The organism is uncultured Ruminococcus sp., assembly GCA_902785355.1.
Classification (GTDB): Bacteria; Bacillota; Clostridia; order Oscillospirales; family Acutalibacteraceae; genus Ruminococcoides.
In genome coordinates this window covers 23,653-49,671 of sequence record CACZYF010000015.1, presented here as the reverse complement: position 1 = coordinate 49,671, position 26,019 = coordinate 23,653, and the positions used below count along the sequence as shown (strand labels likewise).

The 26,019-nt window shown below is 53.0% G+C and carries 25 protein-coding genes and 1 other RNA gene; 19 read left to right on the top strand and 7 right to left on the bottom strand.

Going from position 1 to position 26,019, the window contains the following annotated elements:
- The first annotated feature begins 205 nt into the window (after positions 1-205).
- The 9 genes from R2I50_RS05195 (at position 206) to R2I50_RS05155 (ending at position 10,209) form a co-directional block, all read left to right on the top strand.
- Positions 206-823, top strand: coding sequence for a hypothetical protein (locus tag R2I50_RS05195; RefSeq protein ID WP_316608096.1), 618 nt, complete (start codon positions 206-208; stop codon positions 821-823).
- A gap of 81 nt (positions 824-904) precedes the next feature.
- A complete protein-coding gene (locus tag R2I50_RS05190; protein ID WP_316608098.1) occupies positions 905-1,255 on the top strand; it encodes a four helix bundle protein in 351 nt (116 codons plus the stop codon).
- A 171-nt stretch (positions 1,256-1,426) separates the two neighbouring features.
- Positions 1,427-1,942 (top strand): hypothetical protein, encoded by a 516-nt coding sequence (locus R2I50_RS05185; protein ID WP_316608095.1) that lies wholly within the window; start codon positions 1,427-1,429, stop codon positions 1,940-1,942.
- A 463-nt stretch (positions 1,943-2,405) separates the two neighbouring features.
- Positions 2,406-3,101, top strand: coding sequence for a JAB domain-containing protein (locus R2I50_RS05180; RefSeq protein WP_316608094.1), 696 nt, complete (start codon positions 2,406-2,408; stop codon positions 3,099-3,101).
- A gap of 6 nt (positions 3,102-3,107) precedes the next feature.
- Positions 3,108-5,069: an excinuclease ABC subunit UvrB gene (gene uvrB, locus R2I50_RS05175; protein ID WP_316608093.1), complete on the top strand. Its 1,962-nt coding sequence runs from the start codon at positions 3,108-3,110 to the stop codon at positions 5,067-5,069.
- A 73-nt stretch (positions 5,070-5,142) separates the two neighbouring features.
- Positions 5,143-7,143 (top strand): toprim domain-containing protein, encoded by a 2,001-nt coding sequence (locus R2I50_RS05170; RefSeq protein ID WP_316608092.1) that lies wholly within the window; start codon positions 5,143-5,145, stop codon positions 7,141-7,143.
- Positions 7,144-7,208: 65 nt separating this feature from the next.
- On the top strand, positions 7,209-9,449 hold the full coding sequence (locus R2I50_RS05165) for a DNA topoisomerase (ATP-hydrolyzing) subunit A (protein WP_316608091.1): 2,241 nt from the start codon (positions 7,209-7,211) through the stop codon (positions 9,447-9,449).
- Positions 9,450-9,568: 119 nt separating this feature from the next.
- A complete protein-coding gene (secG, locus tag R2I50_RS05160) occupies positions 9,569-9,886 on the top strand; it encodes a preprotein translocase subunit SecG (protein WP_316608090.1) in 318 nt (105 codons plus the stop codon).
- Positions 9,887-9,957: 71 nt separating this feature from the next.
- Positions 9,958-10,209 carry a pro-sigmaK processing inhibitor BofA family protein gene (locus R2I50_RS05155; RefSeq protein ID WP_316608089.1) on the top strand — a complete coding sequence of 84 codons (252 nt, stop codon included), beginning with the start codon at positions 9,958-9,960 and terminating at the stop codon, positions 10,207-10,209.
- Between the two features lie 30 nt (positions 10,210-10,239).
- Here R2I50_RS05155 and R2I50_RS05150 read toward each other — a convergent pair whose 3' ends face one another.
- From R2I50_RS05150 to spoIVB, 4 genes are all read right to left on the bottom strand, one after another.
- Entirely contained in the window at positions 10,240-10,836 is a 597-nt protein-coding gene (locus R2I50_RS05150) for a DUF4364 family protein (RefSeq protein ID WP_316608088.1), read from the bottom strand.
- 244 nt (positions 10,837-11,080) lie between these two features.
- Positions 11,081-11,920, bottom strand: a complete 840-nt coding sequence (locus tag R2I50_RS05145; protein ID WP_316608087.1) for a L,D-transpeptidase family protein — start codon at positions 11,918-11,920, stop codon at positions 11,081-11,083.
- Positions 11,921-12,280: 360 nt separating this feature from the next.
- Positions 12,281-13,060: a sporulation transcription factor Spo0A gene (gene spo0A, locus R2I50_RS05140; protein ID WP_316608086.1), complete on the bottom strand. Its 780-nt coding sequence runs from the start codon at positions 13,058-13,060 to the stop codon at positions 12,281-12,283.
- A gap of 231 nt (positions 13,061-13,291) precedes the next feature.
- Positions 13,292-14,269 carry a SpoIVB peptidase gene (gene spoIVB / locus R2I50_RS05135; protein WP_316608085.1) on the bottom strand — a complete coding sequence of 326 codons (978 nt, stop codon included), beginning with the start codon at positions 14,267-14,269 and terminating at the stop codon, positions 13,292-13,294.
- A 209-nt stretch (positions 14,270-14,478) separates the two neighbouring features.
- Here spoIVB and R2I50_RS05130 point away from each other — a divergent pair, with 209 nt between their 5' ends.
- The 7 genes from R2I50_RS05130 (at position 14,479) to R2I50_RS05100 (ending at position 21,593) form a co-directional block, all read left to right on the top strand.
- On the top strand, positions 14,479-15,819 hold the full coding sequence (locus tag R2I50_RS05130; protein ID WP_316608084.1) for an HD domain-containing protein: 1,341 nt from the start codon (positions 14,479-14,481) through the stop codon (positions 15,817-15,819).
- 22 nt (positions 15,820-15,841) lie between these two features.
- An RNA gene (gene rnpB, locus R2I50_RS05125) (RNase P RNA component class A) lies at positions 15,842-16,220 on the top strand.
- 363 nt (positions 16,221-16,583) lie between these two features.
- Entirely contained in the window at positions 16,584-16,835 is a 252-nt protein-coding gene (locus R2I50_RS05120) for an XRE family transcriptional regulator (protein WP_316608083.1), read from the top strand.
- A 244-nt stretch (positions 16,836-17,079) separates the two neighbouring features.
- Positions 17,080-18,066, top strand: a complete 987-nt coding sequence (locus R2I50_RS05115; protein WP_316608082.1) for an AI-2E family transporter — start codon at positions 17,080-17,082, stop codon at positions 18,064-18,066.
- A 63-nt stretch (positions 18,067-18,129) separates the two neighbouring features.
- A complete protein-coding gene (murD, locus tag R2I50_RS05110) occupies positions 18,130-19,518 on the top strand; it encodes a UDP-N-acetylmuramoyl-L-alanine--D-glutamate ligase (protein WP_316608081.1) in 1,389 nt (462 codons plus the stop codon).
- The gene (locus R2I50_RS05105; RefSeq protein WP_316608080.1) at positions 19,515-20,264 is read left to right on the top strand and encodes a GNAT family N-acetyltransferase; all 750 of its coding nucleotides are present in this window, start codon (positions 19,515-19,517) and stop codon (positions 20,262-20,264) included. The genes murD and R2I50_RS05105 overlap by 4 nt, the downstream gene beginning before the upstream one ends.
- A 72-nt stretch (positions 20,265-20,336) precedes the next feature.
- Positions 20,337-21,593, top strand: a complete 1,257-nt coding sequence (locus tag R2I50_RS05100) for a methionine gamma-lyase family protein (protein ID WP_316608079.1) — start codon at positions 20,337-20,339, stop codon at positions 21,591-21,593.
- 47 nt (positions 21,594-21,640) lie between these two features.
- Here the strand turns inward: R2I50_RS05100 and R2I50_RS05095 are convergent, their stop codons facing one another.
- Genes R2I50_RS05095 through R2I50_RS05085 form a run of 3 tightly spaced genes read right to left on the bottom strand, consistent with a single transcriptional unit; the run spans position 21,641 to position 24,406 of the window.
- Positions 21,641-22,912, bottom strand: a complete 1,272-nt coding sequence (locus R2I50_RS05095; RefSeq protein WP_316608078.1) for an insulinase family protein — start codon at positions 22,910-22,912, stop codon at positions 21,641-21,643.
- 4 nt (positions 22,913-22,916) lie between these two features.
- Positions 22,917-23,363 (bottom strand): nucleoside deaminase, encoded by a 447-nt coding sequence (locus R2I50_RS05090; protein ID WP_316608077.1) that lies wholly within the window; start codon positions 23,361-23,363, stop codon positions 22,917-22,919.
- Positions 23,363-24,406 (bottom strand): type II CAAX endopeptidase family protein, encoded by a 1,044-nt coding sequence (locus R2I50_RS05085; RefSeq protein ID WP_316608076.1) that lies wholly within the window; start codon positions 24,404-24,406, stop codon positions 23,363-23,365. The genes R2I50_RS05090 and R2I50_RS05085 overlap by 1 nt, the downstream gene beginning before the upstream one ends.
- A 239-nt stretch (positions 24,407-24,645) precedes the next feature.
- On the opposite strand from R2I50_RS05085, the gene infC reads away from it, so the two are divergent.
- The 3 genes from infC (at position 24,646) to rplT (ending at position 25,846) form a co-directional block, all read left to right on the top strand.
- Positions 24,646-25,188: a translation initiation factor IF-3 gene (gene infC / locus R2I50_RS05080; protein ID WP_316608075.1), complete on the top strand. Its 543-nt coding sequence runs from the start codon at positions 24,646-24,648 to the stop codon at positions 25,186-25,188.
- A gap of 71 nt (positions 25,189-25,259) precedes the next feature.
- Positions 25,260-25,457, top strand: a complete 198-nt coding sequence (gene rpmI, locus R2I50_RS05075) for a 50S ribosomal protein L35 (RefSeq protein WP_003533099.1) — start codon at positions 25,260-25,262, stop codon at positions 25,455-25,457.
- A 38-nt stretch (positions 25,458-25,495) separates the two neighbouring features.
- On the top strand, positions 25,496-25,846 hold the full coding sequence (gene rplT / locus R2I50_RS05070; RefSeq protein WP_316608074.1) for a 50S ribosomal protein L20: 351 nt from the start codon (positions 25,496-25,498) through the stop codon (positions 25,844-25,846).
- Positions 25,847-26,019 lie beyond the last annotated feature (173 nt).

Here is a 26,019-nt window from a genome sequence, read left to right as displayed (position 1 = left end):
TTCATTTAGTTGTACAATTTTCTTGGACATAGTTTGCTGTCTCCTTTCAGAATGTTTTGTGTCGTAACTTCATTCTAACAGATTCTGCAAACTATGTCTGCTTTTTATGCCATTTTGTTTTTGCGCAATTTATTATACCTTATCGAGTCTTGGAGGTGTCCGTTATAGAACTTTTCTTCAACGGTTTCGTCATCGGACTCACGAGTTGTACCTTGATATCGAGAACCGCGGTACCGACGTTTCCCAGTGGAAGAAGGTGCTGACCAACGATATGATCAACCAGTATCTTTCCTCGGTGAACGGTACGAGGATCGCCGATCAGCGACTTGATCCGGTTACTACCAGCAACGGTATCACCTTTGTAAGTCAGAACGGCAGCTCCCGTAACGCGAATGAGACCTCATCCTATCTTGAGTTCAAGGTCTGGTTCATCGCTACCACGGATATGTATGTTCACCTGTCCGGACAGACCGTACAGGTTGAGGGCTCTAACGCTACCACCGCATGTACCACTACCGAGACCGGCTCCAAGGCGGATATCATCCGGGCGGTTCGTACGTCGTTCGAGGACAGCGGCTCCGCCGCTATTTGGGAGCTCAACCGCGGCACCCCGGTCAACGGCCAGAGTACCTTTGACGTAGGTCAGAGCTTCGGCGCCGATTCCCGGCTCTTCCATTTGAACAAGCTCGAGCCGAAGCAGATCACGGTTCGTATCTGGGCAGAGGGTAACGACCCCGAGTGTGACAACGATGTACAGGATTCAAATCTGACCATCCAAATGCTCTTCGGCGGAGCCGATGAAAACGGAAATTCGTTTGAATAGTTTTTTATGGAGAACGGATAACGGAGAACAGAGAACGGTGCATGTTTCTCGCTCCGCTCGTTCAATTATTGATGGTTTTAGATTATAAAAGGTGAACTGGCAACCTATTCAATAGAGTTTTCGCTGAGGATCATTTCTTACTATAAATGGCTTACAGAAGTTAAGCGCGAGTATGTCGTGGCAAGACAGATTCTTAGAAGCGGTACGAGTATAGGCGCCAATATCCATGAAGCTGAGTACGCAATCAGTAAAGCAGATTTTATTAACAAAATTCAAATAGCAGCAAAAGAAGCGAACGAAACAGAGTTTTGGCTTATTATTTTAGAACAATCCGGATTCTTTGATGAATCGTATAACGATTTAAAGCCTTTATTAAAGTCGTTGATCCGTATGTTAACAGCAACGCTGAAAACCTCAAAGAACGGTAAATAGATGAAACGGTATATATATTCAAAAATCCAAAGGATTTTCCCTTCACCGTTCTCCGTTCTCTGTTCTCCGTTCTCCCGAAACATTTTCGGTTTAAACAAGCGCAGAAACGCTTGATTAAATAGTAAATCTGTCCTCGTGTTTGGGACAAAAATAATTTAAGGAGGAATTCTCATGACAAACACTAAATTCAGAAAGAGAGCGTTACTCTCTTCCGTTGCGATGCTCCTCGTAGCTCTCGTAGCTCTTGGTTCCGCAACATTCGCATGGTTCGCTGCTAACCCTGATGCCGAAGCACACGGTATCTCCATGAAGACCACCGCTGCTGCCGGTCTGGTTGTAAAAACCGATACAGACGGTGAATGGTCTCACAGTGCTAAACTGAACAACGCAGACAACAATGCAACCTTCAATGCAACTCCTGCGTCCATCGCCTATGATGATCCTGCTGGTACTATTACTAACGACATCAAGTTCTGGACCGTTATTGCAGCTAACTCCAGCAACTACGGCGCAAAGAGCGGAGAGTCAATGACTACCGTTGATGCCGGTCGTTCGGGTACTGACGAAGTATATATGGAGCATATTTATTGCAGATTGTCCGATGGTTCTGACGCTGCTCAAGCTGCATCAAAGAAGTTTTACATTAAGGGCGTTTCTATTGCTGATACTAATCCTAATCCTAAATAAAAACCTTTATCATCTATTGCGCTATATTTCGTATAGCTTTGTTGTCGTCGTCGTTCGCTGTACTCGGGAAGTGACAGGCGCCAGCCTGTCTGCGTCTCCCGTCGCGCTATCCGAAATATATCACTAATATCTGATTAAATCTTTTTATCAAGGATTAGTATAAAAGTTCACGCAAAAGCTGTGAAGCAGGTGCTGTTCACAAAGAACGGCACTTTTTTCTTATTCGGAAATATACGGTTCAAAACTGGCTTGAAAAAGGCGTTTCTACGGTTACAATCATTTGATAAATATTGCAATCTACTATAAATTGTGTTAAAATCTATTTAAAATGGCTACATATAGGGTTTATAACGGTATTGTATGCCTTATAACAGTATAGAGAACGCTGACGATGCTATATAGCACGTGTTAGGGGTGTTTTACTGTTTTGTATGCGTCCGGAGTTCATCGAGGAGGTGTTGTGATGCAAAAAGCTGACCACAGCGGTCACCGTGCCCGCATGAAGAAAAAACTGCTCGAGCAGGGGATCGATATGTTTGCGCCGCATGAGGTGCTGGAGATCCTCCTCTATTACGCGATCCCTCAGCGCAATACGAATGATATCGCAAAGAACTTGATCGCTCGCTTCGGTTCGCTGTCGGCGGTACTTGACGCGAGTATGGATATGCTCAAGCGCGCCGGGCTGACGGAGCACCAGGCGCTGTATTTGAAGCTGTTCCCCAATGTAACGCGGCTTTACCTCGTCGATAAGCATCATAACCCCGCCAAGGTGATCAAGCAGGATTCGATCCCTCGCCTTATTATTGATCGCTTTATCGGTATGGAGGAAGAGGAGCATGTGTTTCTGCTGCTCATGGATCAGAAGGGTAAGGAGCTGTACAGCGGGATGATCGCTCACGGTGATTTTAACTCGGTGAGTATCTCGATCCGCGAGATCGTAACTCTGGCGCTGAACTACGGCGCTACCTCCTGTATCCTCGCCCACAGTCATCCCAGCGGCTGCGCTCTGCCCTCGCAGCAGGATGTCCGTCTGACCTTTGAGCTGATGGATGCGCTGGCGCTTGTAAAGGTGAATCTGCTCGACCACTTTATCGTCGCCGATCACGACTGCGTGTCGATGGCGGAGTCGGGCTTGTTTGATGTAAAACGAAAAGGATGATGAGGCTTGGATAGCTTTAAGCTTGTATCGGAATACCGGCCCACGGGCGATCAGCCCGCCGCGATACAAAAGCTGGTCGACAGTATCAACGCGGGGAATAGGGAACAGACCCTGCTGGGCGTTACGGGCTCGGGCAAGACCTTCACTATGGCGAATATCATCGCGCAGGTGAACCGTCCGACCCTGATTTTAGCGCATAATAAAACTCTCGCCGCGCAGCTCTGCTCCGAGTTCAAGGAGTTTTTCCCCGAGAATGCGGTGGAGTACTTTGTATCTTACTATGATTACTACCAGCCTGAGGCATACATTCCTCAGAGCGATACCTATATCGAAAAGGATTCCGCGATCAATGATGAGATCGATAAGCTGCGCCACAGCGCAACTCTCGCGCTGTCGGAGCGCCGCGACGTGATCATCGTCGCCTCGGTGTCCTGTATCTATTCACTGGGCGATCCGATCGATTACCGCAACATGGTGATCTCCCTGCGACCCGGAATGGAGAAAAGCCGTGACGACCTGATCCGTAAGCTGATCGAGCTGCAGTATGAGCGCAACGATATCAATTTCGTGCGCGATAAGTTCCGCGTGCGCGGCGATATTGTGGAGATCTTTCCCGCGTCGTCCTCCGACCGAGTGATCCGTGTGGAATTTTTCGGCGATGAGATCGACCGTATCACCGAGATCAATCCGCTGACCGGCGAGCTGATCGCAAACCTGCGCCATGCCGCGATCTATCCCGCCTCGCACTATATCGTCGACGGCGAGAAGATGAGCCGCGCGATCGCGGAGCTGGAGCGGGAGCTCGAGGAACGGCTGAAATATTTCCGCGACAATGGTAAGCTGCTGGAGGCTCAGCGCATTGAGCAGCGTACCCACTATGATATCGAAATGCTGCAGGAGATCGGCATGTGCCCGGGTATCGAGAACTACTCCCGCGTGTTGTCGGGTCGCGCGCCCGGCTCGGCGCCGTTTACCCTGCTCGACTACTTCCCGAAGGACTTTCTGCTCTTTGTTGACGAGAGCCACGTCACGCTGCCGCAGGTGCGCGGTATGTACGGCGGCGATCACGCCCGCAAGAAGAGCCTGATCGACTATGGATTCCGCCTGCCGTCCGCGTATGATAACCGCCCGCTTAATTTTGACGAGTTTTATGAACGGTTGAATCAGGCGGTCTTTGTCAGCGCGACTCCCGGTGTTCTGGAGCTGGAGAAAAGCGCGGTCGTAGCTGAACAGATCATACGACCCACCGGTCTGCTCGATCCGGAGATCTCCGTAAGACCGACCGAGGGTCAGCTCGACGACCTGATCTCCGAGATCAATATCCGCACGGAGAAGGGTCAGCGCGTACTGGTGACGACCCTGACGAAAAAGATGGCGGAGGACCTGACCGAATACCTCGAGAGCATGGATATCAAGGTGCGCTATATGCACCACGATATCGATACCGTCAAGCGTATGGAGATCGTGCGCGACCTGCGACTGGGTAAGTTCGATGTGCTCGTCGGTATCAACCTTCTGCGCGAGGGCTTGGATATCCCCGAGGTCAGCTTAGTCGCGATCCTCGACGCGGATAAGGAGGGCTTCCTCAGATCGGAGCGCTCGCTGATCCAGACGGTCGGCAGAGCCGCGCGCAACGCCGACGGTACGGTCATCATGTATGCCGACAGCGTGACCGAGAGCATGAAGAACACCATCGTCGAGACCAACCGCCGCCGCGGTATCCAGCAGAAATATAACGAAGAACACGGCATTACCCCGCAGACCATCATCAAGAAGGTCAATGATATCATCGAGATCTCGACCCATACCGATGAAGAGATGGAATACGTCGGCAGGATGTCGCGTGAACAGAAGAATGAAATGATCAAACAGCTCACGAAGGAGATGCAGGCGGCGTCGAAGCTGCTCGAATTTGAGCACGCCGCGTTCCTGCGCGACCAGATCAAGAAGCTGAAAGGTATCAAATAAATTGCAGGGGAGAGTTTCGGCTCTCCCGCGGCGCTGTCAGCGCCTCTTAACTAACAGAAACCAAGGTGAAACTATGGCTAAGGCAAAGAAAAAGCCGGATTACGGCAACGACAGTATCTCGTCCTTAAAGGGCGCCGACCGCGTGCGTAAGCGCCCCGCGGTCATCTTCGGCTCCGACGGTATCGAGGGCTGTCAGCACAGTGTTTTCGAGATCCTCTCTAACTCTATCGACGAGGCGCGCGAGGGCTACGGTAAGGAGATCGTACTGACCGTTTACAACGACGGCTCGGTCGAGATCGAGGACCACGGACGCGGCATCCCCGTCGATTATAACAAGGCGGAGGAGGACTACAACTGGCATCTGCTGTTCTGTGAGATGTATGCCGGCGGTAAGTACAACAACGCGAACGCCGAGAACTATGAGTTCTCGCTGGGCTTGAACGGTCTGGGTTTGGCGGCGACCCAGTGCGCGTCCGAGTATATGGACGCCGAGATACGCCGCGATCATAAGAAATATACCCTGCATTTTGAGAAGGGTGAGAACGTCGGCGGACTGCAATCCACCGATTACAACGGCAGAGATACCGGCTCCAAGATCCGCTGGAAGCCCGATCTCGAGGTCTTTACCGACATCAACATGCAGCCGGAGTTCTTCACCGAAATGATCCGCCGCCAGGCGATCGTCAACCCCGGCGTGAAGTTCATCTTCCGTCAGCAGGCGGGTCGTTCCTTCGACGTACAGGAGTTCTACTACGAGAACGGTATCAGCGACCATGTACAGGAGCTGATCGGCGAGGACGGCTTCACGACTGTCCAGAGCTGGAGCGGCGAGCGCATGTGCCGCGACCGCGATGACAAGGACGAGTACAAGTGCAAGATGAACGTCGCGCTTGCCTTCTCCAACAAGGTCAACGTGACCGAATACTACCATAACTCCTCGTGGCTCGAGCACGGCGGCGCGCCGGATAAGGCGGTTCGCAACGCCTTTGTCTACCAGATCGACAGCTACTTAAAGAGCAAGAACATGTATAACAAGAACGAGAGCAAGATCAAGTTCGAGGACGTTTCCGATTGTCTGGTCATCGTCATATCCTCGTTCTCGTCCGTTACCTCTTACGCGAACCAGACGAAGCTCGCCATCACCAACAAGGGCATCCAGGACGCAATGAACGATTTCCTGAGAAAGCAGCTGGAGGTCTACTTTATTGAGAATCCGCTCGAAGCGGACAAGATCGCCAATCAGGTGCTGATCAACAAGCGCTCCCGTGAAAACGCCGAGAAAACGCGCCAGACGATCAAGAAGAACCTGACCGCGAATATGGACATCACCTCTAAGATCGCGAAGTTCACCGACTGCCGCTCAAAGGACGTCGAGGAACGCGAGCTGTTCATCGTGGAGGGCGATTCGGCGAAGGGCGCCTGCGTACAGGCGCGTAACCCCGACTTTCAGGCGGTCATGCCGATTCGCGGCAAGATCCTCAACTGCCTCAAGGTCGATTACGACCGCATCTTCAAGAGCGAGATCATCACCGATCTGATCAAGATCCTCGGCTGCGGCGTGCAGGTCGATACCGGCAAGACCAAGTCGAAGAAGAAGGATATCAACGCCTTCAATCTCGATAACCTGCGCTGGAACAAGGTCATCATCTGTACCGACGCCGACGTCGACGGCTTCCATATCCGCACGATGCTCCTGACGATGATCTACCGCCTGACGCCCGATCTGATCAAGGCGGGAAAGGTGTTCATCGCCGAGTCCCCGCTGTATGAGATCACCGCGAAGGATAAGGTCTACTTCGCCTATACCGAGGCGGAGAAGGAGAAGTATATCAGTGAGATCGGTAATGCAAAGTTCACGATCCAGCGCTCGAAGGGTCTGGGCGAAAACGAGCCCGATATGATGAGCCTGACTACCATGAACCCCGAGACCCGCCGCCTGATCAAGGTCATGCCCGACGACGCAGAGCGCACGGCGCATATCTTCGACGTCCTCTTAGGCGATAATTTGCAGGGCAGAAAGGATTATATCGTCGAGTTCGGCGCGAATTACACGGATAACCTGGACGTTTCGTGATGACGGTAACACGGTTTTTGTATCGTGAATCGTTGTAAAAGAGTTCTTCAATCAAAGGAAAAACTATGGCTAAGAAAAAACAAACGAAAAAACCTAATATAAAACCGATCACCAACGGCGTGATCGCCGGCGCGGGCGATATCGTCGAGCAGCCTATCGCTTCGACGATCGAAGAGAACTTCATGCCCTATGCGATGAGTGTCATCATGTCGCGCGCGATCCCCGAGATCGACGGCTTCAAGCCCTCGCACCGCAAGCTGCTGTATACCATGTATAAGATGGGCTTGCTCACGGGCGCCCGTACCAAGTCCGCGAATATCGTCGGCGCGACGATGAAGCTCAACCCCCACGGCGACAGCGCGATCTATGATACGATGGTGCGACTCAGCCGCGGCTATGAGGCGCTGCTGCATCCGTACGTCGACAGCAAGGGCAACTTCGGTAAGTTCTACTCCCGCGATATGGCGTGGGCGGCTTCCCGCTATACCGAGGCGAAGCTCGACCCGATCTGTAACGAGCTGTTCAAGGATATCGACAAGGACACCGTCGATTTCGTCGACAACTACGATAATACGATGAAGGAGCCGACCCTTCTGCCCGCGTCCTATCCTTCGGTGCTGGTCAACGCCAATACGGGTATCGCGGTCGGTATGGCGTCTAATATCTGTTCCTTCAACCTGCGCGAGATCTGCGAGACGACCGCCGCGCTGATCCGCGACAAGGATCATGATATCATCACCACGCTGCCCGCTCCCGATTTCTCCGGCGGCGCGCAGATTATCTATAACGAAGAGACCATCCGTGAGGTGTACCGTACCGGCAGAGGCTCGATCAGGGTCCGCTCCATCTACGAGTACGACAAAAAGCAGAACTGCATCGACATCACCCACATCCCGCCGACTACCACCACCGAGGTCATCATCGAGAAGGTTATCGACCTCGTCAAGAACGGCAAGGTCAAGGAGGTCTCCGATATCCGCGATGAGACCGGTCTCGACGGTATGAAGATCACCATCGACCTAAAGCGCGGTACCGATCCCGATAAGCTGATGCAGAAGCTCTTTAAGCTCACCACGCTGGAGGACGGCTTCTCCTGTAACTTCAACATCCTGATCGGCGGCGTACCGATGACCTTAGGCGTCAAGGAAATCCTCAACGAGTGGATCGCGTTCCGCGTCGAGTGCATCCGCCGCAGAACCTATTTTGACTTAAAGAAAAAGCAGGATAAGCTCCATCTGCTCGAAGGCTTGAAGCTGATTCTCTTGGATATCGACAAGGCGATCAGGATCGTCCGCGAGACCGAGGAGGAGGCGGAGGTCGTACCGAACCTGATGATCGGCTTCGGCATCGACAAGATCCAGGCGGAATATGTCGCCGAGATACGCCTGCGTCATCTCAACCGCGAATATATCCTCAAGCGTACCGCTGAGATCGAACAGCTGATCAAGGATATCGCCGAGCTCGAGGCGATCCTCAACTCCAAGGCGCGCGTCAAGACCATCATCGTCAAGGAGCTCAAGGAGGTCGCCGATAAGTACGGCAAGGACAGGCTGTGTCCGCTGCTGCGTGCCGACGAGCTGCCCGACGACGTCAACGTCGAGGAGGAGATCCCCGATTACGCTGTTCACCTGTTCTTTACGAAGGAAGGCTACTTCAAGAAGATCACGCCCCAGAGCCTGCGTATGAGCGGTGAGCAGAAGCTCAAGGAGAACGACGAGATCGTCTATACCACCGAGACCACCAACAACACCGATCTGCTGTTCTTCACCGATCGCTGTCAGGTCTACAAGACCAAGGTCAGCGAGATCGCCGATACCAAGGCGAGCGCCTTCGGCGAGTATATCCCCGCGCGTCTCGGCATGGATGAAGGGGAGAAGGCGGTATTCGTCCTCAAGACCAAGGACTATAGCGGCTATCTGCTCTTTGCATTCGAGAACGGCAAGGTCGCGAAGGTGCCGCTGAACGCTTACGAGACCAAGACCAACCGCAAGAAGCTGATCAACGCTTACTCGGATAAATCGCCGCTCGCCGGTATCGACTACTGCAAGGAGGATCGAGAGTTCCTCCTGACGTCCTCCGCGGGTCGTATGCTGCTCTTCCACAGCGGTTCGATCGCGCCCAAGACCACCAAGAACACCCAGGGCGTAGCGGTCATGAAGCTCAGGAAGGGTCATCGCGTCATGAGTATCGCACCCTACGAGGAGGGCAGGTTCAGCAAGCCTTCGCGCTACCGTACGCGCACGCTGCCCGCCGCGGGCGCTCTGCCGTCATCCGATGATGAAGCCCAACAGCTGTCGATATTATAAGTCAGCGGGAGGATTTAACAAATTTTGCGGGTTTATAAAAAAATACTTGCAATCTGATTGTTTGTATGATACAATTATCTTTGCATTTGAGTATAATCGCATTGAAAGGAAGATAAATTATGTCTGCTGTTGAAATTATCTTAGGAGCACTTCTGCTGATCGCTTCTATTGTACTGGTTGTTGTTATTATTCTGCAGGAAGGTAACCAGCAGGGCATCGGCGTTGTTTCCGGCGGTGCGGACACCTTCTTCTCTAAGAACAAGGCGCGCTCTTATGACGCGTTCCTCTCCCGCGCGACCAAGTGGTTCGCGATCGTCTTTGTCGTCGTCGTTCTGGCGCTGAACATCATCGCTTACGCTGTTAAGGGTAATGCCAATACCGCTGCTACCGCGACTCCCGACTCCGCGGCTGTGACCGCTACTGCCGACGAGGCATAATAATTTCATAACGTACAACATAGAATAGACTATCGGAGTGATCCGGTAGTCTTTTTGTTTTGGAGAAAAGTATGCTGTATGTGTTTTTAGCGGTCGGGTGTACCTTCCTGTTGTTTTCTTTCATCCATTACGCGGCAAAAAGTAAAAAGCCCTTCAAGAGGGCTTTTCTGTCGATGGTATTGGGAATCGCGGTACTGTGCGCGGTCAACTGCCTGTCAAATCTGATCGGGGTATATATCCCCGTTACGCGGCTGACGCTTTTGACCTCGATGATCGGCGGCGTCCCGGGCGTCGCGCTGCTGGTGCTGTTGACGGCGTTATAAACGGCTCCCCGGAGAAGGGAGCCGTTGGGCTTAGATAACGGAGCCGAGCTCGTTTAAGATATCTCTGACCTCGCGCTTGTTGCGGGTGAGCATGGCGATCATCACGTCGTAGAACATGTCGGGATTCTTATAGAAGTTCTTGCGGATCTGACGCGCCTGGGCGACATCCGGTACATATACGGTAAAGCTGAGCAGGTCCATATCGCCGCCCGAGATACGGCAGGTCAAGTTACAGCCGTTCTCGGTTTTCTCGATCGTGACCTTGTTGCTGCTCTCGATCTGCTCGCGCTTCAAGAGGCTCAGGGCACATTCGGTCGCGCGCTCGCGCACGGTGGGGGCGAGGGTATCCTCGAGCTGGGTTGCGATCATATCGCCGTTTTCGGTATTGTAGTACAAGCCCTTTTCGGCGTCGGTCAGTTCGATGTTACCCTTGCTGACCAGATCCTCAAAGCATGCGCTGGTCTCAAAGTAGTTCGCGAGCCCCTTCTCCATCAGCGCGTTGATCACGGCGTCCTTGCTCATGGGGGAGCCGACGCTCTTGTACATATAGCATATCAGGGTACGGATCTCCGTCTTGGAGCGCATACCGCCTAAGCTGATGCCTTCATCAAAGGTATCGAATGCCATCTCTTCACCGCCTTTATGTTTATATGGTATAATCAGCCATCACCCGTTGTCGCGAAGCGACAAACCGGGCGGGCATATAAATTTGTATAATAACCGGATTTATAAGGTTATTATACCATTTTGCTCTCTGCTATGTCAATAACAAAAGGACTGTGAAATAACACCTCCTTTGTCATCACTTCCGGCAATGACAGTGTTTTCCCACAGTCCCTTTTCTAACGGTCTATTCAGTTGTTTTGAGCGATCAAAACTCCGCTCCGAGGTTCTCCATAGAATCGATCACCACGACGCATGCAGGGTCAACGTGACGCATCACATAATACATCTGTTCCTCGGGAATCGCGACGCAGCCGCCGGTGCGGGGCTTTCTGTTGCCAAAGCAGTGTAGGAAGATTGCCGAGCCCGCGTGTTTGGTGCCGTCGGGATTATAGCTGATGTTCAGGCAGTAGCGGTATTCATACCGATAATCCACGATATGCTCGCTGCTCTCGGTGTCGAGGTCGGGATAATCCTTGATGCTGACCATCTGATTGTACATGACGTCATTGTCGCCCGACCAATAGGTATCTTCATCCGCCTTGGTGTAGGGGATCGCACAGCCCGGGTCATCGGCGATGCCGAAAGCCTTGTTAAAGCTGAAGGTGCCGACAGGCGTCTTGCCGTCGCCCTCCTTGGTCTTGCCCAGACCTTCTTTACCGATAAAGCCGGGCGTAGTCATAATCATTTTCCAGTTGCCGTTTTCGTCCTTTTCGTGCATGGAGATCCAAGCGGTCGAGCGCTCATAGCCCGCGACCACAAAGAGCTGCTTCGCATCCTTTGCCGCGTCGAGTTTTGTTACCCATTCGGGAGAATCCTCCGCGTCCTCCCCGATACGCTCGCGGGGCGTCGTGAACAGTACAGATGAGCTTTCGGCAGTGGTTTCGGCGGCGGTTTCGGCGGTGGTTTCGGCGGTGGTTTCGGCAGTGGCTTCAGCAGTGGTTTCGGTAGCCTGCGTCGGTTTTGTTGTGCTGCAGCCGCTCATGAATAAAGCAGAGCATACCAGGATGATCGCAAGGAGCCCCGCAGTTAATTGTTTGATTTTCATTCTTTCTCATTCTCCTTTTTTCTGAAATATTTGATCGTGAAAGCAATGAATGTCCGAGCAAACGAACACTACCTTCGTCATGTTCTATTATAACATAGAAAAAGTATGTTGAAAAGACGATAACGATAATTTCTCATCCGTAACAAAACCACCCGTTGCATAAAACGAGTGGTTTTGTGGATTAATACTAATCCTTGATAAAAAGATTTAATCAGATATTAGTGATATATTTCGGAGGAGACGCAGACAGGCTGGCGCCTGTCAAGGAGCCCAACAAAGCTATACGAAATATAGCGCAATAGATGATAAAGGTTTTTATTAAGGATTAGTATAATGAAGAGTGGATAGATCACGGGCAGCTTATCCCGCGTTTTTCATCTGTAATCTCAGCTTATCCGAGATCATGGCGATGAACTCGCTGTTGGTGGGCTTGCCGCGGCTGCCCTGGATGGTATAGCCGAAGTAGGAGTTGAGCACCTCGACGTCGCCGCGATCCCACGCGACCTCGATCGCGTGACGGATCGCACGCTCTACGCGGGAGGAGGTAGTGTCGTACTTCTTCGCGACGGTGGGGTAGAGCTGCTTGGTCACGGCGTTGATGATATCGGGCTTCTCGATGGAGAGGATGATGGAGTCGCGCAGATAATGGTAGCCCTTGATATGAGCGGGGACTCCTATCTGGTGCAGAATCTCCGTCACCTTCATCTCGAGGCTGCCGCCGTCAAAGCCGGCCGCTCGGATCCCGCCCTTGGCGCGTGCCTTTCGGCGCTTGTTCAGGCGAATGATATTCTCGGCGAGATCGCCCAGATTGAACGGCTTTAGCACGAAATACGTCGCGCCCGCGCTCATGACCTCGCGCTCAAGCACCGGGCTGTCAAAGCCGGAGTACACCACGAAGAGCGGAAGCTTCTCGGGCTTTTGCCTGTGAACGGCGCGCATCACGCCGATGCTGTCGATATGGGTCATGAACAGATCCATGATGACCACGTCGGGCTGATCGGAGGCGATCCGGCTGATGACCTCCTCTCCGTCCTTCATACAGAAGCTGACGGCGATACCGTGTTGTTCGAGGGTGTTTTTGGCGTCGGTCATATTCTCAGCATTATCTTGGGTCATCAAGAGCTTGATTCTTTCTGTCATTTTTACATCTCCTGTTTCGTTTTGTGAAATAAGCTTACCATAAATTGGTAAATTTGGCAAGAGGAAACTAAAAAATTTTCAAAAGAATCATTCGACAGATTTTGCGGATTGTGATTTAGGACGAAAAAATGCGGATGCAATGTCCGGCGCGTCGCTTTTCCCGACAGCCTTCATCGGCTTTGGCCTTTGAGCTTTGAGAATTAAGCTTTGACCTTTAAGCTTTAAGCTAAACTACGCCGTACAGCCGAGCATATTGCCGATACTGATGCCGTAGCCCTTCTCGGGCGTATTGACAAAGACATGGGTGACCGCGCCGATCAGCTTGCCGTCCTGTACGATGGGCGAGCCGCTCATGCCCTGTACGATGCCGCCTGTCGTATTCAGCAGTTTTTTATCCGTGACGCGGATGACCATGTTCTGACCGCTGTTAGCGTTCAGATTCAGGCTCTCGATGTTCACGGTGTATTCCTGCGGTTCGGTATCGCCGATCGTCGAGTAGATGACCGCTTCACCCGTGTGGATATCGCTGTTGTCGGCACATTCCAGCGCCCTGCCCTTCGGCACGGCGGTATAGCTGCCATATACGCCGAAGTCGCTGTTGACGGTCATATCGCCGATGATCTCGTCGCTCATATAGCCGTTCAAGCCGCCTGCAACGCCTTTCTTTGCTTTACTGATCGAGGTGATCTGCGCCTTGACGATTTTTCCGCTGCCCAGCGGCAGCAGCATTCCGGTGTCACGGTCGCATATACCGTGACCCAAGGCGCCGAAGGTGTGGGTCTCTTCGTCAAAATAGGTGACGGTACCCAGTCCCGCGGTGGAGTCGCGTACCCACATGCCCGCCGTGTAATCGCCTCGTTCGTCACGCTTGGGGGTCACGCTGAGGGATATCGGGCTCTTATCGCGCAAGACGGATAATTCGATATCCGACCCCTCTGACGTTTCGATCAGCGATCGCAGCTGTTCGTTCGAGGTGATCTCGGTGCCGTCGGCATGGGTGATGACGTCGTTCTCCTTCAGCCCCGACTGCTTCGCGGGGGAATCGTAGCTTTCGTCGATGTTGACGACCATCACGCCGCCCGTGTACATTGTCAGCCCGAAGGGGATTCCGCCGAGGATGACCTTCTTCGGCTTGTCTGCCGCCGATACCGTACAGACCGGGAACAGCAGCAGAAAAGCAACCAGAACGGATAGGATCTTTCGATGCATATTTTTCCTCCCTCCTTGGAGCAGACGCTCCGAGGGTAGTATGTGAGCGGTGCGTGTCGATACAAGAGGAAGGTTTTCGGCAATTCGGCTGCAGGCGCTGAGAAATCGGAAGTAATCTTGATTGGAAATGTTTGATTATTTCTGTTCAATTCTATTGTAACCTGTATGATTTAATGCTATACTGGAAAAAAATACGATTTTGGTGGATTATGAGAATCAATTTACCGGATAATGCCAAATATATTATTGAAAAATTGCAGAACGCGGGTTATGAGTGTTACGCGGTCGGGGGATGCGTGCGCGACAGCCTCAGGGGCGTTGAGCCGAACGACTGGGACTTCACCACCTCGGCGCTGCCCGACGAAATCGAGCGGGTGTTCGCGGATCACCCGACCGTTACGGTCGGTAAGCAGTACGGTACGATCGCGGTGATCCTCGACGACGCGCCGCATGAGATCACGACCTACCGGGTCGACGGCGGCTACAGCGATACGCGCCACCCCGACGAGGTGAGCTTTTCGAGCAGCCTTTGTGATGATCTTGCGCGGCGGGACTTTTCGATCAACGCGATGGCGTATAATGAGCGCGACGGGCTGGTCGATCTGTACGGCGGCAGGTCGGATATGGGCTTCGGTGTGATCCGATGCGTCGGCGAGCCGGAGCAGCGCTTCTGTGAGGACGCGCTGCGGATCCTGCGCGCGCTGCGATTTGCGGCGATGCTCGGCTACAGCATCGAGCAGCGGACGGCGGAGGCGATCCTCAAACAGCGGAGGCTTCTCGCCGATATCTCCGCCGAGCGTGTGCGCGACGAGCTGCTGAAGCTTCTGTGCGGAGAGAAGGTCGACTTCATCCTGCGGCGTTACCGTTCGGTGATCGCGGTGGTGATCCCCGAGCTGATGGGCACCTTCGACTTCGACCAGCACAACAAGCACCATAACCGCGATGTGTATCGTCATATTGTCGCTTCGGTGCGGAATATCGAGCCCGATCCGCTCCTGAGGATGACGATGCTCTTTCACGATATCGGAAAGCCGCTGGCGCAGACGGTGGATAAGAAGGGTGAGTATCACTATCGCAACCATCCGCAGATCGGCGCCGCGATGACCCGGGAGATCCTGCGCCGATTATGCCTGCCGAATCATTTTATCGACGAGGTCTGTACGCTGATTCGTTATCATGATGTTCGTTTTGAGCCGGATACGGTACAGCTCAAGCAGTTTTTAAAACAGCTCGGTCCGGAGCATATGAAGCGGCTGTATAAGATACAGCGCGCGGATATCATGGCGCAGTCGTCCTATATGAGGGACGAGAAGCTGCGAAAGCTCGGCGCAGTCTATACCGAGCTTCTGCGCATACTGGAATCGGGCGAGTGTTATTCGCTGAGGATGCTCGGTATCAGCGGGGCTGACCTGCTCCACCTCGGCTATCGTTCGGGGAAGCAGATCGGCGAGATGCTGGAGTCGGCGCTCGATCAGGTGATCGCCGGCGAGCTTCCTAACGAAAAGGCCGCGCTGCTCGCGTATGTAACGGCGACATTTGACAAAGCGTGAGTTCCTATATATAATAAGGTTATGAGTAGGTCAGGCAGTCGCGGTCAACGGGCGAAAGCCCCTGTCCGAGGAAAGTCCGGGCTTCACAGAGCGAGGATAACGGCTAACGGCCGCCGGGGGCGACCCCAGGGAAAGTGCAACAGAAAATTACCGCGAATCGTCGCGTAATGCTCCTTAACCGAGCACAGACCGTGACGACGTAAGGGTGGAAAGGCGAGGTAAGAGCTCACCGGAGTGGGGGAGACCTCACTGCTGTGTAAACCCTATCCGAAGCAACACCGCGGAGGGACATACGGCCTGCTCGGCTGTCCCGTGGAGGTGGCACCGAGCCGTCGCGGCAACGCACGGCCAAGATAGATGACTGCCCAATACAGAACCCGGCTTATAGATCTACTCATCCGAAAGCTCCCGTAAGGGGGCTTTCTCTGTTCAAAACGACAGGGCGGTGAATCTATCCTTTCTCAAATCTTTGTAAGATACTTTTTTCACCAAATCTACATCTTGTATGTCGGTTTTTGTCAACAACAAGCAGCATGAAAAAGTTTACAAAAAATGATACTTTTTCTTGTGCAAAAATTAAAGGGTTGTAACGAAAAGGTGAAAAATGTATCAAAAATTTAAATTTTCTTACAAAAAAGGGTTGTTTTTTTTCGAATAACGTATTATAATACATGTACATTCGATTTAATACGTTTAAAGAATTTCCGTAAGGAATTATTTAAAAGAAATAATTTTTCTGTATAGTATAGATTTGGGGAGATAAAATGAGACTTCGTAAACAGGAATTAGGCGATCGTAATCTTGTGGGTGCGCGCGTTGAAGCCGCCCGCAAAAAGAAGGGTATGAAGCAGAAGGAGCTGCTCGCTCAGCTGCAGGTCAACGGCGTGGATATGAACGCCTCCGGCCTCTCAAAGCTTGAGGGTCAGATCCGGTTCGTGACTGACGTAGAGCTCGTCGCGCTGGCGGATATCCTTGAGGTTTCGGTCGATTTCCTGCTCGGACGTGCTCCGCAGTAAGACAATTGAATCATTCAGAGTTTTTCCAAGCATTTTGGTTTCTGTTTTTCAAACGGTAGGTCTTTCGGGGCCTACCGTTTGAATTTGTACGAAAATCGTATGATTGCCCGTTTTTCAGCCATAACTAACCATATAAAGATGAGTCATTGCGAGGGAGTCCCCGCGGCAATCTCAACCATATAAAATTGAGTCATTGCGAGGGAATCCCCGCGGCAATCTCAACCGAATAAGGGTGGTGTTTCGGATGAATATCAGAGCTTGGCTGAAGAATCCGAGAGTCGTGTTTTTTCTGATCTATACATTGTGCTTTGCGCTGGCGATGCAGGCGGTCGGGTTTGTGCTGCCGTTCGTGATCGCGATGATCGTCGCCGTGGTGATGAAGCCGCTGTACGATTATCTTCGTGAGCGGTTTCGCTTTCGGTCTACCTTCGCGGCGACGTTGCTGACGCTTTTGATCTTCGGCGTACTGTTCGCGGCGGTCGGCTTTCTGCTGTTTCTCGTCATACGTCAGGCGCTGAGCCTGTTTACCGAGTACCGTTACATGATCGCGGATTATCTGACATCGGGAGAATTGCTCGATAATCTTAGGGCTCTGGCATTGTCGGGTAATCTGTTCAAGGTAGCTTCCGGCGTAGCGGGAACGTTGTTTCAGGCGGTTCCTACGGCCATTACCTTTGTAGTGGTGACGTTCGCGCTGACGGTATTTTTCCTCCATCATCTGGGAGATATCCGCCGTCGTCTGACGGATAGGGCGGGGGAGGACTACGCGCCGCTGCTCGGGCGGGTGCTGCACATCGCCTATACGATGGTTCGCAGGTTTATCCGCTCGTATCTGCTGTTGTACCTGATCACCTTCGCCGAGGCGGTCGTGATCTTCTATCTGACGGGCGTGGAATATCCGCTGGCGTTCGCGTTCATCGCGGCGGTCGCCGATATCCTGCCGGTACTGGGACCGGGCGCGGTTTATCTGCCGCTGGCAGCTGTTATGATTCTCCAAAAGAATTATATCTCCGGGGTCGCTCTCTTGATCGGCTTTCTGGTGACGGTCGCGGTGCGCCAGATTCTCGAGCCGCGGATCGTATCCGACAGCGTGAAGGTGCATCCGCTGGTCGTGCTCTCGGCGATCTACTTCTCGATCCTGAGCATGAATATCGGGGTGCTGTTTTATATTCTGAGCCTGTTCATGGTGTATCGTGTGCTCAATCTCGCCGGAGCCTTTGAAAAAGGTTGATATTTTATAAAAAGATAGTATAATAAGATATAATGAATATTCTGTGCCTTTGGAGGGATTTGTATGAAACAGAGTATAGAATCATTTTTTCAGTCCATCAGCGGAAAGCGGATCGCGCTGATCGGCATGGGGCGCAGTCATATGCCTCTGATCCCGCTGTTTACGAAATACGGCGCGACCGTTATCGCCTGTGATAAGCGTGACGAAGCGGCGCTGGGTGAGATCGCAGAGAAAGCGAAGGCGGACGGCGCGCTGCTCTCGCTCGGCGAGCATTATCTCGATGATATCGACGTCGATATCGCCCTGCGTACGCCGGGCATGCGCTTCTACTGCGATGAGCTGAACGCCCTGCGCGAGAAAGGCGTCGTCATCAGCTCGGAGATGGAGATATTCTTCGACATCTGTCCGTGTAGGATCTTCGCGGTGACCGGCTCCGACGGCAAGACCACCACGACCACCGTCATCTCCGAGATGCTCAAGAAGCAGGGTTACACCGTACATATCGGCGGCAATATCGGTAAGCCGCTCCTACCCGAGATTGAGACCATTCGTTCCGAGGATGTCTGTGTGGTTGAGCTGTCCTCCTTCCAGCTGATCTCGATGCGTCAGAGTCCCGATACAGCAGTCGTGACCAACCTCGCGCCCAACCACCTCGATATCCACAAGGATATGCAGGAGTATATCGACAGCAAGAAGAATATTATTCTTTATCAGAATAAAGACAACAAAGCCGTTTTGAATCTCGACAACGAGATCACCGCGTCCTTCGCGCCTGAATGTAAGGGCGAGGTCGTGTATTTCTCACGCCGTCAGGCGGTCGAGCGCGGCGCTTATCTCGACGGCAATACCATTATATATACCGACGGAGAGAAGAAAACCGAGGTGCTCGATATCCGCGATATCAAGATCCCCGGTATGCACAACGTCGAGAATTACATGACCGCAATCTGCGCCGTTTGGGGCGTCGTGGACGTTGAGAACATCGTGTATGTTGCGCGCAACTTCGGCGGTGTGGAGCATCGTGCGGAGTTCGTCCGCGAGCTCGACGGCGTGAAGTACTATAACGATTCGATCGCCTCCAGCCCGACCCGTACCGCGAGCGGTACGCTCTCTCTGTACGATTTCAAGATCATCCTGATCGCGGGCGGCTATGACAAGCACCTCGATTATACCGAGCTCGGAGACGTGATCTGCAAGAAGGTCAAGACCGCGATCCTGATGGGCGCGACCGCCGACAAGATCGAGACCGCGATCCGTGAATCAAAGAGCTATTCCGAAAACAATCCGCTGATCATCCGCGTCAAGGATATGGCGGAGGCGGTGCAGGCGGCGCGTGAGCACGCGCAGAGCGGTGATATCGTGTCGATGTCGCCTGCGTCGGCGAGCTTCGACCTGTATAAGGATTTTGACGCGCGCGGCAAGCACTTCAAGGCGCTGGTGAACGCGCTGTGATCCGACTCGCCGAACGGGATTCGCTGACGGCTTTTCGTACCGACGATCCCTTCTATACACGCATCCTCTCGCTGTACGAGAGCTACGGTGAGGGCTATGCCTTCACGGGCTTTTGGGTACAGGAGCACGACGGGGAAGAGGTCGCCGCGATCTCGCGCTTCGAGGATAAATTCAGCCTGTACCTGACCGACAGCGCTGATTTTGACGAGATATCCGCCTTCCTGAGCTTTCAGGGGGCGGGTTCCGTTATGTTTGACGGACGATTCACGCTCGATATCAAGGCGAAGCGGGAGATAGGCGGACAGGTGCTCCGCTATTGCGGAGAGGATTATAATTCTGAATTAGAATTATATCAACCCGAGATCAAGCCGTTATACGCCCTTCTGCAAAGCTGTGCGAGCGATATTTTTATCGTGCCCGATTATATGGTATTTCTCTCGGATGTACGGCATAGGCTGAATCTCGGAAAGTGCCGAATCCTCGGAACGGACGTTGAAGGCTCGCTTGCGTCGGCAGTGATGACGGTCTCCGAGACGGAGAACGTCGCCATCCTCGGCGCGGTATCGACCCATCCCGATTACAGACGGCGGGGCTTATCGCGCGAGCTGGTAAGAACGCTTGCTTCTCAGATCAATAAGCAGGGCAGAGCCGCTTATGTGTTCAGCGCAAGTGAAGCGAATACACGCTTTTATCAGAATTCCGGTTTTGAGACCGTCGCGGTATTCAGAGAATGTTTTATTCATTAGTTATTGCAAAGCTTTGTGAATATTTTGTTTTACATAGCTGCGGCAATCTTAACCGATCAATAAGGAGAGTATATGAAAACACTGTTTGAAATTGATGAAAAGATACGCTTAGCCGCCGATCAGGCGATGGCGATGTGCGCGGAGCATTTTGCTCAGCTCGACCGCGTGCAGGAATATAACCAGCAGAAGATGCTCAAGGCGTTTCAGGAATACAAGGTCAGTGAGAGCATGTTCGCCGGCTCGACCGGCTACGGCTATGACGACCGCGGCAGAGATACGCTCGATAAGATCTATGCTTACGTTTTTGACGCGGAGGACGCGCTCGCGCGTCAGCACTTCATGAGCGGTACCCATACCCTGACCGTGGCGCTCTTCGGTATGCTCAGACCGGGCGACGAGATGCTCGCAGTTACCGGTACGCCCTATGATACGATACAGCCCGTTATCGGCATAACGCCCTGCAGCGGATCGCTCGCGGATTTCGGCGTAAAGTTCAGCGAGGTCGCGCTTCTGCCCGACGGCAGTCTCGACCTCGACGGAATCCGCGAGGCGGTCAGCGTGAAAAAGCCGAAGATGGTCTACATCCAGCGCAGTAAGGGCTACGCCCTTCGTCCGTCCCTGCGGAATGAGGAGATCAGGCAGATCTGCGATATCGTCAAGCCAATCTCGCCCGAAACCATTATCATGCTCGACAACTGCTACGGCGAGTTCACCGAGTATGAGTCCCCGATCACCGTGGGCGTTGATATCATGGCGGGCTCGATGATCAAGAACGCCGGCGGCGGTATCGCGCCTACCGGCGGTTATATCGCGGGTAGGGCAGACCTCGTGGAGCTGTGCGCCTATCGCCTGAGCGCTCCCGGTACGGGCAGAGAGCTCGGCTGTACCCTCGGCACGCTGCGCGAGATGTATCTCGGCGCGTATAACGCCCCGATCGCCGCTGCTCAGGCGGTCAAGACGGCTGTGTTTGCCTCGGCGCTGTTCGAGGTGCTCGGCTACGACGTGGAGCCTTCTTATCAAAAGAAACGTGGCGATATTATCGACGTGATCACCCTCGGCTCTCCGGAGAAGATGTGCGCCTTCTGCCGCGGTATCCAGAGCGGCTCGCCGATCGACAGCTTCGTGTCGCCCCAGCCCTCGCCGATGCCCGGTTATGACAGTGAGGTCATCATGGCGGCGGGCGCCTTTACCCTCGGCTCGTCCATCGAGATCAGCGCCGACGGCCCCCTGCGCGAGCCGTACGCCGTGTACTTACAGGGCGGCTTGTCCTTCAATACCGCCAAGCTGAGCGTGATGCTCGCCGCGCAAGAGGTCGAGAAGATACAGTAATGGATATAAGTAAAGCTCCCGCCGAAAACGGGAGCTTTACTTATACATTATATATCGAGCTTTTGAAGGATGGCTTTCAGCTTATCGCGGTTTTTATCGATGGCACGCTTATTCCCCTTGAGCCCGAGCACCAGACGGTCGGTTCTGAACAGCTCTGCGGCGAAAGCGGCGATTTCACCCTTGTTTAAGCTCATGAGCGTTTTCAGCTCGGCTTCTCCGTCCCGTGTCTGACCGAACAGAAGGTGGTGATAGGCGATATCCCAGTTGAGGCCCTCGATATCGTCGAGGATCTCGGTATGATCGGTGACGAGCTTCTGTATCGTCGTATCATAATCGAAGTCGCCGCTTTTGACGCGGTTCAGGGTGTCGACTACTGCGGTCATCGCTTCTTCCAACCGATGGTTGTACACCTCAAAGGAAAAGTCCAGGATACCGATATTGCGGTAGCGTTCAACACCCGAATCAAAGCCATAGATCAGCGCTCGCTTCTCCGACAGCTCCTGTTGGAGAACGGAATCGTAGCCGAAGAACAGGAGGAAGTAGAGAAAGTCGGTAAGGTGATAGTACGCGGCGGTATCTCCGAGATCGAATGAAAAATGCAGGTAGGTGTAGACGTCGTCCCTAATGACCATCGTACAGTCGCGGCAGAGATAGCGGGCGGGAACGTCGACCGTTTTCTCCTTGATCGGCGCGTCGGAGAGCGGGACGGACGCGAGAGCCTTCGACAGCATACCCAGTTCATCTCGGCTGACGCAACCCGTCGCAACGGCAAAGATGTTACCTCTCGAGATGACCTCGCGCCGATAGCGGTCCAGGGATGAAAGGGAGGCTCTGTTGATATTGGTGAGATAGCCGAGCTCGTCCTGCCGCGCCGTACTGCCCGCCCAGACCGTCTGTCCGCATAGGTAGGAGAATCGCCTGTGCGGTTCATCCTCCTTGTATTCCGCTTTGATACGGCTCTTCTCAATGTTGAATTCGCCCGTATTGACGACGAGCGCGCTGAACATGAGGGCGATGATCTCGCAGACGAGCGGAATCCCCCGGGGCAGTCCCGAAAAGGTGAATTGTATCACGCTCTTATGAGTGGAAGCGTTAAAATCGACGGCGTTCTGCGCCAACAGCGTGTAGAAGCCGTCGCCGTATTGCTTTTTCAGATTGCGGAACACGATATGCTCGAAAAGATGCGCGTAGCCGTTGTTTTCACGGCTTTCGTAGATCGCTCCCGCCTTGACGTATATACAGAGGCAGAAGCGACGGAGCGCCTGATCGGGAGCGTAATAGACCGGGATATCGCCCGCGTAGCGGAGTTCTGTATTCATAGATTCACCGTTTGCGAAGTTGTTTGAAAAATTCGGTGAGGATGGCGCCGCATTCCTGCTCCATGACGCCGCCCTCGTATTTCGGATGGAAGGCGAGGGGCAGCTCGAGGATGTTTGCGACGGAGCCGACGCAGCCGTTCTTGCTGTCATAAGCGCCGAAGAAGATCTGCGGGATACGGGCGTTGACGATCGCGCCCGCGCACATGGGGCATGGCTCCAGCGTAACATACAATTCGCATTCCCACAGCCGCCAGCCGCCGAGCGCCTTACAGGCGTTGCCGATGGCTTCCAGCTCCGCGTGGGATAAGGCGTTTTTCGCCTTTTCGCGGCGGTTTCGTCCCTCGCCGACGATCCGGCCGTTCCTGACGACAACGGCGCCTACAGGTACTTCGCCCTCGTCCGCCGCCTCCCTCGCGAGCGCGAGCGCCCGCTCCATGAATCGCCGTTCCATTACAGACCGCTCACCATCACGACCACGCAGTAGATCAGCATGACCGCGGCGAAGCTGATGATGAAGGGAGAGGTGCAGACGGTTTTCATCTTCCGCTTGAAGGGAATGATATCGTCGCCGCCCTTGAGACTGAACCAGCCGCTTTCCTTTTCTTTAATAATTCCGCGGATCGCGAGGAACGCCAGCACGCCGGTCACGACGAAGATCGCGCCGTAGATCAGGTTGGAGGTAGTTTCGGAAATGACCTTGTAGGAGGTCAGGATATCGGACAGCACCGACAAGCCGTTGTTGAGGAAGTGTACGATGATCGAGGGGAGCATGGAGTTCGCCTTGATGTCGATATAAGCGAACACCAGACCGCAGCAGAAGGTGAACGGCAGTTGGACGAAGTTGCCGTGCATCAGCGCGAAGGCGGCGGAGGATACGAAGATCGCCACTCCCTCGGAGTAGGGGCGCAGTACGCCCATGATCACGCCGCGGAAGGCGAATTCTTCAACGAACGCGGGGATGATCGCGACGGTCAAAAAGTACATCAGGATATTCGGATTATCTCCGGTCTCGAAAATGCCGCCGTTGTTCTCGATACCGAACAGACCGAGATTATTGTTCAGCAGATCGACGACATAGTTGCTCATCAGAGAGAACGCGATGCCGACGGCGCACAGGCGGTACAGCATCTTTGCGCCCGTTTTTTGAAAAGGGAACAGGGAGCTGAATCTGAGCTTGCGGAAACAGCAGTAGATCAGTCCCGTGACAAAAAAGACGACGGATGAGATCATACCGCTCTCGAGCATCTGCAGCACGTCAAGCTCCAGTACATCATTCGCCAGTCCGTGCGCGTAGAGGATGAACTGGGATACAAGGGCGATCAAAAGCTCCAACGCAAAGAAGCAGATCATCAGGATCCCCAGACCGTTCGCGGCGCGTCTGAGTCCCTTCTGATATCTCAGCGTCTGATATTCCTCGTTTGTCATTGCGGGCGGAATATAGCGCGGAGGCTGCGGATAGGCTTGCTGTGGCGGATTATACGGATAGTTTTGCACGATATTACTCCTTTGAGGGTTCTTTTTATCTTCCAATCAATGATAATACAAAGATTTGAAAAAATAATTCTTGACAATCAATATGAAAGATATTATAATACATATCGAAAACAAAGTAAAGCACTTTTAGCTTTCACCTGTGGGGTGTCGTCTGCACGGGTCAATACCGATAGGGGATATGATCCCTTTATGTTGTATTGTATGCGGACGGAGCTATCTGTCCGCTTTTCTATTTGTTTATGAAACTTTGGAGGTGCTTACTTATCAGCAAACAGGAACCTCAGATCAATGAGGAAATTCGCGACAAAGAGTTGCGCGTAATCGGTCCCGACGGCGCACAGCTCGGCATCATGTCAGCTGCCGACGCCCAGCATATCGCCGACCAGAAGAATCTCGATCTCGTCAAGATCGCCCCTCAGGCTGCGCCGCCCGTCTGTAAGATCATGGACTACGGTAAATATCGCTTTGAGCAGGCGAAGCGCGAGAAGGAAGCGAGAAAGAACCAGCACACCGTCGACGTAAAGGAGATCAAGCTCTCACTTAACATCGACACGCACGACTTTAACACCAAGCTCAAGAACGCGATGAAGTTCTTTGCTCACGGCGATAAGGTCAAGGTTTCGATCCGATTCAGAGGTCGTGAGATGGGTCATTCCGAGTACGGCTACGAGACGATGAAGAGGTTCTCGGACGCATGCGCCGAGGTCGCCAACATCGAGCGTCCCGCTAAGCTCGAGGGTCGCCAGATGCTCATGTTCCTGGCTCCCAAGCCCACAAAGTAAGCTAAGGCTTTACGGCGTGTTACGCCCTGATGAAAGCCGAACCCTAATGTATTAAAAGGAGGATTATCAATATGCCTAAGATCAAAACTCACAGCGGAGCTAAAAAGCGTTTCAAACTGTCTAAGAACGGTAAGGTTATCCGCGCTCATGCTAACAAGAGCCATATCCTGAACAAGAAGACCACCAAGCGTAAGAGAGGTCTGAGAAAGACTACCGTAGCTGATAAGACCAATGTAGCTCAGGTTAAGCGCCTGGTTCCCTACAAATAATTCAGCACTTTTTACTAAGATAACGGAGGTAACTATAAATGGCACGTATTAAAGGCGCGATGATGACTCGCAAGAGAAGAAAGAAAGTATTAAAGCTGGCTAAGGGCTACTATGGTGCGAAGAGTAAGCACTTTAAGATGGCGAAGCAGCAGGTGATGAAGAGCGGCAACTACGCTTACATCGGCAGAAAGCAGAAGAAGAGAGACTTCCGCAGATTGTGGATCACCCGTATCTCCGCCGGCTGCAAGGCTAACGGCATGAACTACTCCACCTTCATGAACGGTCTGAAGAAAGCCGGTATCGCCCTGAACCGCAAGGTTCTGTCCGAGATCGCAATCTCCGATCCCGCCGCTTTCACCGCTCTTGTTGAGCAGGTCAAAAACGCATAAAAAGCTATAACTGCGTTTGGGTAACCCCCAAACGCTTTTATATTTGGGAACGGATCATGGAGAACGGTTAACGGTGAATGGTGATTAGTGAATGGTGAATGGTGGCGGGCGGACGCTGTCCGCACCGGATTTATATAACGTTTGATCGGGAAACAACACACTCGACCCTTTAT

Bases quoted from the DNA above. Each gene is read 5' to 3' on its own strand.
- R2I50_RS05090 (WP_316608077.1), bottom strand. From the start codon at position 23,363: ATGGAACGGCGATTCATGGAGCGGGCGCTCGCGCTCGCGAGGGAGGCG.
- R2I50_RS05115 (WP_316608082.1), top strand. From the start codon at position 17,080: ATGAATATCAGAGCTTGGCTGAAGAATCCGAGAGTCGTGTTTTTTCTG.
- spo0A (WP_316608086.1), bottom strand. From the start codon at position 13,060: ATGACAGAAAGAATCAAGCTCTTGATGACCCAAGATAATGCTGAGAAT.
- R2I50_RS05095 (WP_316608078.1), bottom strand. From the start codon at position 22,912: ATGAATACAGAACTCCGCTACGCGGGCGATATCCCGGTCTATTACGCT.
- R2I50_RS05120 (WP_316608083.1), top strand. From the start codon at position 16,584: ATGAGACTTCGTAAACAGGAATTAGGCGATCGTAATCTTGTGGGTGCG.
- R2I50_RS05155 (WP_316608089.1), top strand. From the start codon at position 9,958: ATGCTGTATGTGTTTTTAGCGGTCGGGTGTACCTTCCTGTTGTTTTCT.
- R2I50_RS05130 (WP_316608084.1), top strand. From the start codon at position 14,479: ATGAGAATCAATTTACCGGATAATGCCAAATATATTATTGAAAAATTG.
- R2I50_RS05145 (WP_316608087.1), bottom strand. From the start codon at position 11,920: ATGAAAATCAAACAATTAACTGCGGGGCTCCTTGCGATCATCCTGGTA.
- R2I50_RS05170 (WP_316608092.1), top strand. From the start codon at position 5,143: ATGGCTAAGGCAAAGAAAAAGCCGGATTACGGCAACGACAGTATCTCG.
- R2I50_RS05100 (WP_316608079.1), top strand. From the start codon at position 20,337: ATGAAAACACTGTTTGAAATTGATGAAAAGATACGCTTAGCCGCCGAT.
- rpmI (WP_003533099.1), top strand. From the start codon at position 25,260: ATGCCTAAGATCAAAACTCACAGCGGAGCTAAAAAGCGTTTCAAACTG.
- R2I50_RS05165 (WP_316608091.1), top strand. From the start codon at position 7,209: ATGGCTAAGAAAAAACAAACGAAAAAACCTAATATAAAACCGATCACC.
- secG (WP_316608090.1), top strand. From the start codon at position 9,569: ATGTCTGCTGTTGAAATTATCTTAGGAGCACTTCTGCTGATCGCTTCT.
- R2I50_RS05180 (WP_316608094.1), top strand. From the start codon at position 2,406: ATGCAAAAAGCTGACCACAGCGGTCACCGTGCCCGCATGAAGAAAAAA.
- spoIVB (WP_316608085.1), bottom strand. From the start codon at position 14,269: ATGCATCGAAAGATCCTATCCGTTCTGGTTGCTTTTCTGCTGCTGTTC.
- R2I50_RS05150 (WP_316608088.1), bottom strand. From the start codon at position 10,836: ATGGCATTCGATACCTTTGATGAAGGCATCAGCTTAGGCGGTATGCGC.
- murD (WP_316608081.1), top strand. From the start codon at position 18,130: ATGAAACAGAGTATAGAATCATTTTTTCAGTCCATCAGCGGAAAGCGG.
- infC (WP_316608075.1), top strand. From the start codon at position 24,646: ATGAAACTTTGGAGGTGCTTACTTATCAGCAAACAGGAACCTCAGATC.
- R2I50_RS05185 (WP_316608095.1), top strand. From the start codon at position 1,427: ATGACAAACACTAAATTCAGAAAGAGAGCGTTACTCTCTTCCGTTGCG.
- rplT (WP_316608074.1), top strand. From the start codon at position 25,496: ATGGCACGTATTAAAGGCGCGATGATGACTCGCAAGAGAAGAAAGAAA.